General features: G+C 68.6%; 11 protein-coding genes. 6 read left to right on the forward strand and 5 right to left on the reverse strand.

The window, feature by feature from the left end; translation table 11 throughout:
- Positions 1–39 precede the first annotated feature (39 nt).
- The 5 genes from ESD82_RS13120 to cobS form a co-directional block, all read right to left on the reverse strand.
- Positions 40–1,857, reverse strand: coding sequence for an aminopeptidase P family protein (locus tag ESD82_RS13120; RefSeq protein ID WP_147428162.1), 1,818 nt, complete (start codon positions 1,855–1,857; stop codon positions 40–42).
- A 27-nt stretch (positions 1,858–1,884) separates the two neighbouring features.
- On the reverse strand, positions 1,885–2,829 hold the full coding sequence (gene epsE / locus ESD82_RS13125) for an exopolysaccharide biosynthesis GT4 family glycosyltransferase EpsE (RefSeq protein ID WP_244314574.1): 945 nt from the start codon (positions 2,827–2,829) through the stop codon (positions 1,885–1,887).
- Positions 2,830–3,224: 395 nt separating this feature from the next.
- Positions 3,225–5,087 carry a cobaltochelatase subunit CobT gene (gene cobT, locus ESD82_RS13130; RefSeq protein WP_147428161.1) on the reverse strand — a complete coding sequence of 621 codons (1,863 nt, stop codon included), beginning with the start codon at positions 5,085–5,087 and terminating at the stop codon, positions 3,225–3,227.
- A gap of 88 nt (positions 5,088–5,175) precedes the next feature.
- Positions 5,176–5,583, reverse strand: a complete 408-nt coding sequence (locus ESD82_RS13135) for a hypothetical protein (RefSeq protein WP_231486611.1) — start codon at positions 5,581–5,583, stop codon at positions 5,176–5,178.
- A gap of 26 nt (positions 5,584–5,609) precedes the next feature.
- The gene (cobS, locus tag ESD82_RS13140) at positions 5,610–6,584 is read right to left on the reverse strand and encodes a cobaltochelatase subunit CobS (protein WP_024843113.1); all 975 of its coding nucleotides are present in this window, start codon (positions 6,582–6,584) and stop codon (positions 5,610–5,612) included.
- A 154-nt stretch (positions 6,585–6,738) separates the two neighbouring features.
- Between cobS and ESD82_RS13145 the strand changes: the two genes are divergently transcribed.
- The 6 genes from ESD82_RS13145 (at position 6,739) to aspS (ending at position 13,116) form a co-directional block, all read left to right on the forward strand.
- Positions 6,739–7,707, forward strand: a complete 969-nt coding sequence (locus ESD82_RS13145) for a DUF808 domain-containing protein (RefSeq protein WP_147428159.1) — start codon at positions 6,739–6,741, stop codon at positions 7,705–7,707.
- 66 nt (positions 7,708–7,773) lie between these two features.
- Positions 7,774–9,153 carry an FAD-binding oxidoreductase gene (locus ESD82_RS13150; protein ID WP_147428158.1) on the forward strand — a complete coding sequence of 460 codons (1,380 nt, stop codon included), beginning with the start codon at positions 7,774–7,776 and terminating at the stop codon, positions 9,151–9,153.
- An 82-nt stretch (positions 9,154–9,235) separates the two neighbouring features.
- Positions 9,236–9,694 (forward strand): DUF2267 domain-containing protein, encoded by a 459-nt coding sequence (locus tag ESD82_RS13155; RefSeq protein WP_147428157.1) that lies wholly within the window; start codon positions 9,236–9,238, stop codon positions 9,692–9,694.
- 171 nt (positions 9,695–9,865) lie between these two features.
- Positions 9,866–10,648 (forward strand): glycoside hydrolase family 25 protein, encoded by a 783-nt coding sequence (locus tag ESD82_RS13160; protein ID WP_024843109.1) that lies wholly within the window; start codon positions 9,866–9,868, stop codon positions 10,646–10,648.
- Positions 10,624–11,280 (forward strand): type II CAAX prenyl endopeptidase Rce1 family protein, encoded by a 657-nt coding sequence (locus ESD82_RS13165; RefSeq protein WP_024843108.1) that lies wholly within the window; start codon positions 10,624–10,626, stop codon positions 11,278–11,280. The genes ESD82_RS13160 and ESD82_RS13165 overlap by 25 nt, the downstream gene beginning before the upstream one ends.
- Before the next feature lie 60 nt (positions 11,281–11,340).
- Positions 11,341–13,116: an aspartate--tRNA ligase gene (gene aspS / locus ESD82_RS13170; RefSeq protein WP_024843107.1), complete on the forward strand. Its 1,776-nt coding sequence runs from the start codon at positions 11,341–11,343 to the stop codon at positions 13,114–13,116.
- Positions 13,117–13,212 lie beyond the last annotated feature (96 nt).

Below are 13,212 nucleotides of genomic sequence, written 5' to 3' on the forward strand. Positions count from 1 at the left end.
TTCGGATGAGTATTTGGGAAACGGTGATAGCGCCGGTCTTCAGGCCCTGCCGTCCAGCGGCCGGGTCGCGCGATGGAGCCAGTCGCGCACCTCGCCCTCGACCAGGGGCGAGATCTTCTCCCAGACCTGCGCGTGATAGGCGTCGAGCCAGGCGATCTCGGCCGGGGCGAGCAGTCCGGGCTCGATGAGGCGACGGTCGATCGGGGCAAAGGTCAGGGTCTCGAAGCCCAGCATCTCGCGGCCATCCGGGCTTTCGCGCTTCTCGACCACGATCAGGTTCTCGATGCGGATGCCGAAGGCGCCCTCGCGGTAATAGCCCGGCTCGTTCGACAGGATCATGCCGGGCTGCAGAGGAATCTCCGAGATGCGCGAGATCCGGACCGGCCCTTCATGCACGGACAGGCCGGCGCCGACGCCATGGCCGGTGCCGTGGTCGTAATCCATGCCCTCGGACCAGAGCGGTGCACGGGCCAGCGCGTCGATATGGCAGCCGGCGACGCCCTTGGGGAACTGCACCTGCGAGATGGCGATCATGCCCTGAAGCACGCGGGTATAGGGCCGCCGCGCCGCCGGATCGGCTGGGCCCATCGGCAGGGTGCGGGTGATGTCGGTGGTGCCGTTGGCATATTGCCCGCCGGAATCGACCAGCAGCACATGGCCGGGCAGGATGCGCAGGTTGCTTTGCCGGTCGACATGGTAATGCGGGATCGCGGCATGCGGGCCTGTGGCTGCGATCGTGTCGAAGCTGATGTCGAGGATGCCGCGCGCCACGCGCAATTCCTCAAGCCTTTGCGCCACGTCGATCTCGGTCAGCGGCTCGGCGTCCAGATGCGCGGCGCGGGCGTCGAGCCAGCACAAGAGTTCCGCCACCGCCGCGCCGTCCTGCAGATGCGCGGCGCGCATGCCGGCGATCTCGGCCGGGTTCTTGCAGGCTTTCGGCAGGATCACCGGGTCCGGGCCCTCGGCAATGGGGGTCTTCATGCTTTCGATCAGCGCGAAGACCCGGTCGGGCGCGCTGGCCGGATCGACCCGCACCGGGCCGGCAAGGTTGGTCAGCGCCGGGGTCAGCGCATCGAGCGGCAGCACCGAGACCGCGTTGCCAAGCGCCGCCCGCACCTCCGCGCCGAACTTGGCCGGGTTGGTGAAGACGGCGACATGGCCGTTCTCCTCGATGATGGCGAAGCATTGCACCACCGGGTTCTTCGGCACGTCCGCCCCGCGGATGTTCAGAAGCCACGAGACCGAATCGGGCAGCGTCAGCACCGCCGCCTGCTGCCCGGCCTCGCGCAGCGCCTGGGCGATGCGGGCGCGCTTCTCGGCCGCGGTCTCGCCGGCGATCGCGTCGGGCCAGAGCCGCACCGCGCCCACCGGCGCCTCGGGCTGGTCGGGCCAGATCGCATCGACCGGGTTCGTGTCGAGCGCGATCAGGGCGATGCCCGAACCGGCCAGGCCCTTTTCCATCTCGCGGATCTCGCGCCGCGTGTGCAGCCAGGGGTCGTAGCCGATGCGCCCGCCCTCGGGCAGCGCCTCGCGCAGCCAGTCGGCGGGCCTGGTTTCCGGCCAGGGCACCGGGGTGAAATGCGCGGGGTCGACCTCGGCCTTGACCTGCACGCGATAGCGGCCGTCGATGAACACCCCGGCGCGGTCGGGGGTGACGATGCAGAAACCGGCGCTGCCGGTGAAGCCGGTCAGCCAGGCCAGCCGTGCGTCGCGCGCCGCGACATATTCGCCCTGATGCGCATCGGCGCGCGGCACCAGGAAGCCGTCGAGCCCGCGCGCCGCCAGTTCGCGGCGCAGCGCGGCCAGCCGGGGCGGATGTGCGGCGGGGTCGGAATGGCTGTCGTAATTCTGGAACATGCTTGCCTCTGGGTCTTGTTCTGGGTGTCAGGCGCGGGCCAGCGCCGCGCCCGCGCCGGGCAGGGTGCGCGCGAGGCCGTCGGCCAGGGCCTGGGCGCTGCGGCGGTGGTGGAAATCGGCGGCGACGCGGGCGCGGGACGCCTGCGCCAGCCGCCGCGCTTCCGCGGGATCGGCGTGCAGCCGGGCGATCTCCTCGGCCATGATCTCGGGGCGTTCGGGCGGCACCAGGATCGCGTCGCGGCCCGAGGTGATCAGCTCGTGATTGCCGCCGACATCGGTGACGACCACCGGCATCTCCATCGCCATCGCCTCCATGATCGCGACCGAGATGCCCTCGTTCAGGCTGGCCAGCGCAAAGACATGCGCGCGCTCCAGCCCCTCGCGCACCCGATCCTCGCTGATCGCGCCCAAAAGCGTGACCGCATCGCCGAGGCCCTTCCCGGCGATCAGCGCGTCGAGCTGGCGGTGATGGCCCGAGCCGCCCTGCTCGTCCTCGCCGGCGATTTCCAGCCGGGCGTCGATGCCCTGGGCGCGCAGCAGGGCGACGGTCTCGATCAGGTGGTCGTGGCCCTTGACCGCGTTCAGCCGGCCGCAGCTGAAAATGCGCAGCGCCTCGCCGGGGGCAGGAGGCTGCCAGGGCGTCCGGCGTCGGATCTGGTCGAGGTCCACGCCCATCGGCGCGACATTGATGACGGCGGGGCGGTCGGTGCCGATCTCGCGCTCGGCCACCCGCGTCAGCAATTGCGAGATGATGGTGGCGAAGCGCGCATGGCGCCATTTCTGCCGCTGGTTCGGCCCGTAGCCCTCCAGCGTCGGCCCGTGCAGGGTCAGGCTGTAGCCGGGCCCGCCCAGGCGTTCCGCGAACATGGCGATATTGGCGCTGTCGGCGCAGCTGTGGACATGGACATGGTTCCAGCCCTGCTGGCGGGCGATACGCTTCAGCCGCGCGCCCATGGCCAGCAGCGCCAGCATGCGCAGACGGCCCTTGACGCCCTGCGCCTCGGCGGTCAGCGCCGCGCGCCCAGCCGGCGGGCCCCGAGCGCAGGAATTCCGCAAGGATGCCCAGGCCCTCGCCGCCCAGCGGCATCAGGTAGCGGGTCCGGGCCTGTGCCTCGGCCGCCCAGGCATGCGAGGCGACGGCGCGCGGCGGCGGCCGGGTCGAGATCAGCTCGGCCTCGATCCCCAGTTCCGCCAGCGCCTGCCGCTCGCGCCACAGGAAGATATGGGTCTGGCCCGGAAATTCGGGAATGAAGAAGCCGATCTTCAGCACGTCAAATCCTTTGGCCTGTCAGGCGGAAAGCGGCCCCGGTCCGACGAAATTGGTCGCATGGGACGCCGGGCAGATCAACCAGCCCGAAAGAACAGGTTCAGCCGGCGCGGCGCAGGTTCATGGCGCGGGCGCGTTTCCTGGGATCGGCCTCGAACAGGGCGGCAAGCTGCTCGGTCATGGCGCCGGCCAACTGTTCGGCATCGGTGATCGTCACCGCGCGCTGGTAATAGCGGGTCACGTCATGGCCGATGCCGATGGCCAGCAGTTCCACCTGCTTCTTGCGCTCGATCATCGCGATCACGTCGCGCAGGTGCTTTTCCAGGAAATTCGCCGGGTTGACCGAAAGGGTCGAATCGTCCACCGGCGCCCCGTCCGAGATCACCATCAGGATGCGCCGCGCCTCGGGCCGCCGGGCCAGCCGCCGATGCGCCCATTCCAGCGCCTCGCCGTCGATATTTTCCTTGAGGAGCCCCTCTTTCATCATCAGGCCCAGGTTCGGCCGCACCCGCCGCCAGGGTGCATCGGCACCCTTGTAGATGATATGGCGCAGGTCGTTCAGCCGCCCCGGCTGCGCCGGCCGGCCGGCGGTCAGCCATTTCTCGCGGCTCTGGCCGCCCTTCCAGGCGCGGGTGGTGAAGCCCAGGATCTCGACCTTGACCTGGCTGCGTTCCAGCGTCCGGGCCAGCACATCGGCGCAGATCGCGGCGATCGAGATCGGCCGGCCCCGCATCGAGCCGGAATTGTCCAGCAGCAGCGTGACCACGGTGTCGCGGAACTCGGTGTCCTTTTCGACCTTGAAGGACAGGGGCGTCGTCGGGTTCGCCACCACGCGGGCCAGGCGGCCGGCGTCCAAGACCCCCTCCTCCTTGTCGAATTCCCAGCTGCGGTTCTGCTGCGCCTGCAGGCGGCGTTGCAGCTTGTTGGCCAGCCGCGAAACCGCGCCGCGCAGGGGCTCCAGCTGCTTGTCCAGATAGGCGCGCAGCCGCTCCAGCTCGGCCGGATCGGCCAGATCCTCGGCGCGGATCTCCTCGTCGAATTCCTGGGCATAGACGCGGTAGTCCGGGCTCGCCTCGCTGACCTGCGGCGGCAGGTCGGGCGGCGTCTCGGCCTCGGACATCTCGGCCTCGTCCACCAGCTCCTCGTCGGACTGGTCGTCCATGCTGACCTGGGCCTGGCGTTCGTCCTGGGTCTGGTCCTGCGTGCGCTCGGGGCTGGCCTCGGCCTCCTCGTCCTGGTTCTGGTCGCGGGACTGGTTATCGCCGGCCTCCTCGTCCTGCTCGGCGTTTTCCTCGGCCTCGTCTTCCTGCGGCTCGTCGGGGTCTTCGCCCAGCTGGTCGCCATAGCCCAGGTCGGCGATCACCTTGCGGGCGAGCCGGGCGAAGGCCGCCTGGTCGGCCAGCACCTCGCCCACATGATCGAGATCGGCGCCGGCCTGTTCCTCGACGAAGGGGCGCCACAGGTCCGCGACATGCTGCGCGGCCGGGGGCAGGGCGCGGCCCGTCGCCGCCTGCCGCACGATATAGCCCGCCGCGACGGCCAGCGGCGCATCGGCCGGGGCCTTGATCTGGCCATAGCCCTTGCGCTCGGCCTCCTGGCCCAGCTTGGCGTCGATGTTGCTGAGCGCGCCGGGCATGTCGCGCGCGCCCAATGCCTCGCAGCGCGCGGTCTCCATCGCCTCGTAGAGGTCGCGCGCCATCGGCCCGGCGGGGGCGTATTTCGCATGGGTCGCGGCGTCGTGGTGGCGCAGCTTCATCGCCAGGGCGTCGGCGGTGCCGCGCGCCAGCAGCACCTCGTCGCGGGTCATGCGGCGGCTGACCTGCGGCAGGCGCATGGTGTCGCCCGCCACGCCGGACGGGTCGGCGGTGAAGGTCACGTTCAGCTCGTGATCCTCGGCCAGCGCGCGGGTGGCCTCGGTCAGGGCCTTCTTGAACGGATCGGCGGGGTTGTCGGATTTTTTCATGGGCTGTTCCAGAAATCGCCTTTGTCCGCCATTGCACTACATTCGCAGCAAAAGGCCAAGAAACGAGCGTAGCGAGGTTGCTCTTCCATCATTCGTAAAACCTCAGCAGCGGTGCGCAGGAGGCTTTGTCTTGTGCGTAGATTGTCGCCGTGGGTTCGGGTTGATGGACGTCGAAGCCGCCGAATGCGTCAAGATAGGCTTTCGTAAAGCTGGTCTCCGTCATCGGCGAGGCCAGCGGGAAGCTCTTGACCGTATCGACCTCCAGAGCCCAACGAACGGAATCCCCGCGCTTTTCGTCGCGCCCGGTCACCGGATTGCTGCGCAGAACCATCCCGACTGCAATTGTAGCTTGCACGAAGTCCCGGCAACGGGTCTGCACATAGGCCGCGTCGTCAGCGTTCGGGTCGGCCGAGAGGGGTATCAGCGTTGCAGCCTTATCCTCGTTCGGCATGCCCGCGGTCAGGGCTGCGGCCATCGCCGGCAGGGCCATGGCCATCGCGCAAATGCTGACCGCCCCCCGCATCACCCCGCCTTGACCGCCGCGCTTTCCGGCAGTTCCTCGTCGAAGAGCCGCTGATAGAACTCGGCCACCGTCTGCCGCTCCAGCTCGTCGCATTTGTTCAGGAAGGTCAGGCGGAAGGCATAGCCCACGTTATCGCCGAAGATCCGCGCGTTTTGCGCCCAGGCGATCACCGTCCGGGGCGACATCACCGTCGAAAGATCCCCCTGCATGAAGGCCGTGCGCGTCAGGTCGGCCAGCGTCACCATCTGGTTGATGATCTTGCGGCCCTTCTCGGTGTTGTAGGTCGGGTTCTTGGCCAGCACGATGGCGGCCTCGGCGTCGTGGCTCAGGTAATTCAGCGTCGAGACCAGCGACCAGCGGTCCATCTGGCCCTGGTTGATCTGCTGCGTGCCGTGATAGAGGCCCGTGGTGTCGCCCAGGCCCACGGTGTTCGCCGTCGCGAACAGGCGGAAATAGGGATTGGGCGTGATGACCTCGTTCTGGTCCAGCAGCGTCAGCTTGCCATCGGCCTCCAGCACGCGCTGGATCACGAACATCACGTCGGCGCGGCCGGCGTCGTATTCGTCGAAGACGATGGCGGTCGGGTTGCGCAGCGCCCAGGGCAGAATGCCCTCGTGGAACACCGTGACCTGCTTGCCGTCCACCAGCTTGATCGCGTCCTTGCCGATCAGGTCGATGCGGCTGACATGGCTGTCCAGGTTCACCCGCACGCAGGGCCAGTTCAGCCGCGCCGCCACCTGCTCGATATGCGTCGATTTGCCGGTGCCGTGATAGCCCTGGATCATCACCCGGCGGTTATAGGCAAAGCCCGCCAGGATCGCCAAGGTGGTATCGGGATCGAACTTGTAGGTCGTGTCGATGTCGGGCACCCGGTCCGAGCGTTCGGCAAAGCCCTTGACCTTCATGTCGCTGTCTAGGCCGAAGACCTCGCGCAGGTCGATTTCCTCGGTCGGTTTCGCGTTCTGATCCAGCATGGGCGGCCCTTTCGATTGTCCCATGCTTGATGAATGATTCCCCGCGCGGGTGCAAGCCGGGCAAGGGGCGGGAACCATCGCCGGGGCCGCGAATTGCGCATGGGCGCGCCGCCGCCTAGAGTGCGGCGCGGGAAACCAGGGACGGGAAACGGGCATGAGCGGATTGCTGGCGCTGCTGGATGACGTGGCGGGGATCGCCAAGATCGCGGCGGCGTCGATCGACGACGTGGCGGGGCAGGCGGTCAAGGCCGGCAGCAAGGCCGCCGGCGCGGTGATCGACGACGCGGCGGTGACGCCGAAATACGTGCACGGCTTTTCCGCCGCGCGCGAGGTGCCGATCGTGATGAAGATCGCCCGCGGCTCGCTTTACAACAAGCTGGTGATCCTGCTGCCCATCGCGCTGCTGCTCTCGGCCTTTGCGCCCTGGGCGATCACGCCCCTGTTGATGCTGGGCGGCTCCTACCTGTGTTTCGAGGGCGCCGAGAAGGTCCTGCATGCGCTCAGCTACCACAAGGTCAACGAGCCGCATCTGAAGACGACCGCCGAGGGCGCCGCCGGGCTGGAAGAGGAACGGGTGCGCGGCGCGATCAAGACCGACTTCATCCTCTCGGCCGAGATCATGACCATCGCGCTGGCCACGATCCCGAACGGCGATGCGATCTGGATGAAGGCGCTGATCCTGGCCGTGGTGGCCCTGGGCATCACCGTCGCGGTCTACGGCTTCGTGGCGCTGATCGTGAAGGCGGACGATTTCGGCCTGCACCTGCATGAGCGCGGCGGCCCCGGCGCGGCGCTGGGCCGCGGCATCGTCCATGTCATGCCGGGCTTCATGAAGGTGCTGACCGTGGTCGGCACCGCGGCGATGATCTGGGTCGGCGGCCAGATCGTCATCCACGGGCTGCACGAACTGGGCCAGCACCAGCCCTATGAATGGATCCATGGCATGGCCGCGGCCGCGGCCCGGGCCCTGCCCGCTGCGCCCGGCTTCGCCGCCTGGGCCGCCACCGCCTTCTTCGACGGCATCTTCGGGGTGATCTGGGGCATGATCCTGATCCCGGTGGCGCATTACGCCGTCACCCCCGCCATCGAGGCGGTGAAGGGCGCGGTGGGCGCCAAGTCCTGACCCCGGCTTGCCCTTGGCCGGCTGCCGGGACTATCAACTGCCATACCAATGCCGCAGGAGATCTCCATGCCGATTCCCGCCCCGGCCCTCGACGCGCTTTCCGCGCTTCTGGGCGCGCGCCTGTCCACCAGCGGCGCCGACCGCGAGTTGCACGCCCAGTCCGAGACCTTCCACCGCGCCCCGCCGCCCGATGCCGTGGCCTGGCCGGTCTCGACCGAGGAGGTCTCGCGCATCGCCGCCATCTGCCACGCGCATCGCGTGCCGATGATCGGCTGGGGCACCGGCACCTCGCTGGAGGGGCAGGCCCTGGCGCCGCAGGGCGGGCTGGTCATCGACCTGTCGAAGATGGACCGGGTGCTGGAGATCCGGGCCGAGGACATGCAGGCCAGCGTCCAGCCCGGCTGCACGCGCGAGGCGCTGAATACCGAATTGCGGGCGACCGGGCTGTTCTTCCCGGTCGATCCCGGCGCCAATGCCTCGCTGGGCGGCATGGCGGCGACGCGCGCCTCGGGCACTACGGCGGTGCGCTACGGCACCATGCGCGACAATGTGCTGGCGCTGGAGGTGGTGCTGGCCGACGGGCAGGTGATCCGCACCGGCACGCGGGCGGCGAAATCCAGCGCCGGCTATGACCTGACCGGGCTTTTCGTCGGCTCCGAGGGCACGCTGGGCATCATCACCGAGCTGACCCTGAAGCTGCACGGCCAGCCCGAGGAGGTCGCCGCGGCGGTCTGCGGCTTTCCGACGCTGGAGCAGGCGGTGGAATGCGTCACCGCGACGATCCAGTCGGGCATCCCCATGGCGCGGATCGAGTTCATCGACGCCGACGTGGTGCGTGCCTTCAACCGCGCCTCGGGCACGCAGATGCACGAGGGCCCGCACCTGATGGTCGAGTTCCACGGCGGACCCGCCTCGGTCAAGGGCGATGCCGAGGCCTTCGGCGCGCTGGCGGGCGAGTTCGGCGGCACCGGCTTCGACTGGGCGACCACGCCCGAGGCGCGGGCGGCGCTGTGGAAGATGCGGCACAATGCCTATCGCTCGTGCCTGGCCTTGCGGCCGGGGGCGACGGCGGTGGTGACGGATGTCTGCGTGCCGATGTCGCACCTGCCCGCCGCCGTGGCCGCGGCGGCCGAGGACATCCGCGCCGAGGGCCTGCTGGGCCCCATCGTCGGCCATGTCGGCGACGGCAACTTCCACGCCCAGATCCTGGTGATGCCCGGAGACGAGGCCGAGCTGGCCGCCGCCAAGCGCGTCGCGCTGCGCATGGCCGAGCGCGCCATCGCGGTGGGCGGCACCATCACCGGCGAGCATGGCGTGGGCATCGGCAAGAAGCCCCTGATGCCCGCCCAGCACGGCGCTGCCATCGGCGTGATGGCGGCGATCAAGCAGGCACTGGACCCCCAGGGGGTGCTGAATCCCGGCAAGCTGGTGCCGGAGGTGGGCTGAGGCGCAAGGCGCGCCGGCACAGTCCGGCCCAAGGCGCCGCCCGGCCGCAGCGGCAGCGCATCCCGGCAAGGAGGAGCGGGAAATGCCAATGCCATGGACCTATCGCCATGCGTCCAAGGAATGGCGCGCGATTCTCGACGATCTCAAGGACCGCATGGACCTAGTCTCGGACAACAGCGCCTATACCGCCCTGGACGGCGTACTCCAGGCCTTTCGGCGCCGACTCACGGCGCAGCAGGGGCTGGACTTCGCATCTGTCCTGCCAGCGATTCCCAGGGCGATCTTCGTCGCCGGCTGGAAACCCGACGAGAAGCCGGTGCCCTTTGCCGACCGCCGGACCATGACCCGAGAGGCGCAACAGCTCCGGCCGCATCACAGCCTGACCCCGGACAACGCCATCGAGGCCGTGGCCTGGACCATCCGCCGCTATGTGAACAAGGCGGATTTTCAGCGCGTCCTGGAATGCCTGCCGCCGGGCGCAGTCCAGTTCTGGCATGTCGATGTGGCCGACCCCAGGGAGATCGGGCCGCGGATCTTCTGAAACGTGCCGCACAACCTGCGGTGGAGATGCGCGCCGGCCGGGGTGTCCCTGACAAACTCGTGACTGTCACGCCATCGTGACAGAGCGTCGCACCTTTGCGATAAGGACACGAAGCGCCGAGTACAGGCGCAGGGGCAGAGCGCGCGACATGCGCGCAGGCAGAGGGCAGAGATGACATTCCTGGGCAAGATTTTCACGGCGTTGGCGCTGGTCGCGCTGGCCTCCTGCGGGGGGCCTTCCAGCGGGCCGGCGGTGATGGCGGGGCAGGGCAGCGGCCCGCAATTCGGCGACAGCGCGCCCCATCCCTGGATCGGCGGGCATCCCTATGACCACCCGATCCACGGCATCGACATCTCGCGCTGGCAGGGCGACATCGACTGGCACCGGGTGCGCGGCTCGGGCATCAGCTTCGCCTTCATCAAGGCGACCGAGGGCGGCGACCATGCCGACCCGAACTTCCGCCGCTACTGGCGCGAGGCGGCGCAGGCGCGCATCCCGCGCGGCGCCTATCACTATTTCTATTTCTGCCGCTCGGGCTCGGAGCAGGCGGCCTGGTTCATCGCCAACGTGCCCAGGGAGCGCGGCGCCATGCCGCCGGTGCTGGACCTGGAATGGACCGCCTCCAAGACCTGCCCGCATCGCCCGGCCAGCCATGAGGTGCTGCGCGAGGCCAAGATCTTCAAGGACATCCTGCACCGGCATTACGGCCAGCGCCCGATCATCTACACCACGGTCGATTTCTACCGCGACAACAACCTCGGCTCCTGGCCCGAGGAGTTCTGGCTGCGCTCGGTCGCGGGCCATCCGCGCATCGTCTATCCCGGCCAGCGCTACACGTTCTGGCAATATACCGGCACCGGCATCGTGCCGGGGATCCGCGGCAACGTGGACCTGAACGTCTTTGCGGGCTCGCCCGCGCAGTGGCGGGCATGGCTGAACCAGCGCCTGCAATAAGGCGCGGCCTGCTCTGGGCCGAGTTCGCGGCGCTCTATGTCGGGACGCCGCTGGTGATCGCGCTGTTCCTGCCCGGCCATATGCTGTTCGAGGCGCTGGCGGTGTTCAGCCTGGCGGGGCTGGGCCTCTTGTGGCGCACCGGCGGCTTTCACTGGCACAGCCTGGTGCGCGGCTGGAGCCGGCTGCCCTGGCGCGAGATCCTGGCCGTGGCGCTGGCCACCCTGCTGGTGGGGCTGGCGATCCTGGCGCTCGACCGCCCGAACTCGATCTTCCAGATCGTGCGGCAGCGGCCCGAGTTCCTGCCGGTGATCTGGACCTTCTATCCGATCCTCTCGGCCCTGCCGCAGGAACTGATCTTTCGCCCGCTGTTCTTTCACCGCTACGCCGCACTGCTGCCGGCGGGGCAGGGGGCGATCGCGCTGAACGCGGCGGTGTTTTCCTTTGCCCACCTGATGTATTGGTCCTGGGTGGTGGCGGTGCTGACCTTCGTCGGCGGCTGGGTCTTTGCCCGCGCCTATCTGGAGCGCGGCTTTCCCTCGGCCTGGGTGCTGCATGCGGTGGCGGGGAACGTCCTCTTCGCTGTCGGCATGGGCGCCTATTTCTACACTGGCAACGTGGTGAGGCCGTTCTGATTGCTTGACTTCGCCGGCGCGGCGCGGTTCATGCGGGGCCGATACGCAAGGGGAAAAACGATGAGCGCCTATCGCAGCCATACCTGCGGCGAGCTGACCGCCGCTGCCGCCGGGTCCGAAGTCCGTCTGTCCGGCTGGGTCCACCGGGTCCGCGACCATGGCGGGGTGCTGTTCATCGACCTGCGCGACCATTACGGGATCACACAGGTGATCGCCGACAGCGACTCGCCCGCCTTCCCGGCGCTGGAAAAGCTGCGGGCCGAGACGGTGATCCGCATCGACGGCCGCGTCAAGCTGCGCGACCCGAGCCTGGTCAACCCCAAGCTGCCCACCGGCGAGATCGAGGTCTATGCCACCGCCATGGAGGTGCTGGGCGCCTCGGACGACCTGCCGCTGCCGGTTTTCGGCGATCAGGACTATCCCGAGGAGACGCGGCTGACCTATCGCTTCCTCGACCTGCGCCGCGAAAGCCTGCACAACAACATCATGCTGCGCTCGCGCGTGGTGAAATGGCTGCGCGACGCGATGTGGGATCAGGGCTTCACCGAGTTCCAGACCCCGATCATCACCGCCTCCTCGCCCGAAGGGGCGCGCGACTTCCTGGTGCCCTCGCGCCTGCATCCGGGCAAGTTCTACGCCCTGCCGCAGGCGCCGCAGCAGTTCAAGCAGCTGATCATGGTTGCGGGCTTTGACAAGTATTTCCAGATCGCGCCCTGCTTCCGCGACGAGGATCCGCGCGCCGACCGCTCGCCCACCGATTTCTACCAGCTCGACATGGAGATGTCCTTCGTCGAGCAGGAAGACGTGTTCCGCGCCATCCAGCCGGTGATCCAGGGCCTGTTCGAGACCTTCGGCGGCGGCCGCCGCGTCGATGCGACCTGGCCGCGCATCCCCTATGCCGAGGCGATGCTGAAATACGGCTCGGACAAGCCCGACCTGCGCAACCCCATCGAGATGCAGGTGGTTTCGGATCATTTCCGCGGCTCGGGCTTCGCGATCTTCGCGAAGCTGCTGGAACAGGAGGGCACCGAGGTCCGCGCCATTCCCGCGCCCACCGGCGGCTCGCGCAAGTTCGCCGACCGCATGAACGCCTTTGCGCAGAGCCAGGGCCTGCCCGGCATGGGCTATATCTTCTGGCGCAAGGCCGAGGACGGCACGACCGAGGCCGCCGGCCCCATCGCCAAGGCGCTGGGTGCCGAGAAGACCGAGGCGATCCGCATCCAACTGGGCCTGGGCGAGGGCGATGCGGCCTTCTTCCTGGGCGGCAAGCCCGAGACCTTCGAGGCCGTCGCCGGCCGCGCCCGCAACGAGATCGGCCGCGAGCTGGGCCTGATCGACGAGAACCAGTTCAAGTTCGCCTGGATCGTCGATTTCCCGATGTATGAAAAGGGCGAGGACGGGCGCATCGACTTCAGCCACAACCCGTTCTCGATGCCGCAGGGCGGGCTGGATGCGCTGGAGGGCGACCCGCTGGCGGTCAAGGGCTATCAATACGACCTGGCCTGCAACGGCTATGAACTGGTCTCGGGCGCGATCCGCAACCACCGCCCCGAGATCATGTTCCGGGCCTTCGAACTGGCCGGCTATGGCCGCGACGAGGTGGAAAAGCGGTTCGGCGGCATGGTCAAGGCCTTTCGCTATGGCGCGCCGCCGCATGGCGGCTGCGCGGCGGGGATCGACCGCATCGTCATGCTGCTGGCCGACGAGGTGAACATCCGCGAGGTCATCATGTTCCCGATGAACCAGCGCGCCGAAGACCTGATGATGGGCGCCCCCAGCGAGCCGACGAACGAGCAGCTGCGCGAATTGCGCCTGCGGGTGCTGCCGCGCGAGTAAGCGTGGCGGCGCTGCGTCGGCAGTCTGTTGCCGCATCGCCGCATGCTGAAGAAAGCGTGAACTGACCTTGGGCCGAGGCCGTGCCATAACCCTGTG

The sequence above is a fragment of the Paracoccus pantotrophus genome (assembly GCF_008824185.1).
Taxonomy (GTDB): domain Bacteria; phylum Pseudomonadota; class Alphaproteobacteria; order Rhodobacterales; family Rhodobacteraceae; genus Paracoccus; species Paracoccus pantotrophus.

Bases quoted from the DNA above. Each gene is read 5' to 3' on its own strand.
- ESD82_RS13120 (WP_147428162.1), bottom strand. From the start codon at position 1,857: ATGTTCCAGAATTACGACAGCCATTCCGACCCCGCCGCACATCCGCCC.
- epsE (WP_244314574.1), bottom strand. From the start codon at position 2,829: ATGCTGGCGCTGCTGGCCATGGGCGCGCGGCTGAAGCGTATCGCCCGC.
- cobT (WP_147428161.1), bottom strand. From the start codon at position 5,087: ATGAAAAAATCCGACAACCCCGCCGATCCGTTCAAGAAGGCCCTGACC.
- ESD82_RS13135 (WP_231486611.1), bottom strand. From the start codon at position 5,583: ATGGCCATGGCCCTGCCGGCGATGGCCGCAGCCCTGACCGCGGGCATG.
- cobS (WP_024843113.1), bottom strand. From the start codon at position 6,584: ATGCTGGATCAGAACGCGAAACCGACCGAGGAAATCGACCTGCGCGAG.
- ESD82_RS13145 (WP_147428159.1), top strand. From the start codon at position 6,739: ATGAGCGGATTGCTGGCGCTGCTGGATGACGTGGCGGGGATCGCCAAG.
- ESD82_RS13150 (WP_147428158.1), top strand. From the start codon at position 7,774: ATGCCGATTCCCGCCCCGGCCCTCGACGCGCTTTCCGCGCTTCTGGGC.
- ESD82_RS13155 (WP_147428157.1), top strand. From the start codon at position 9,236: ATGCCAATGCCATGGACCTATCGCCATGCGTCCAAGGAATGGCGCGCG.
- ESD82_RS13160 (WP_024843109.1), top strand. From the start codon at position 9,866: ATGACATTCCTGGGCAAGATTTTCACGGCGTTGGCGCTGGTCGCGCTG.
- ESD82_RS13165 (WP_024843108.1), top strand. From the start codon at position 10,624: ATGGCTGAACCAGCGCCTGCAATAAGGCGCGGCCTGCTCTGGGCCGAG.
- aspS (WP_024843107.1), top strand. From the start codon at position 11,341: ATGAGCGCCTATCGCAGCCATACCTGCGGCGAGCTGACCGCCGCTGCC.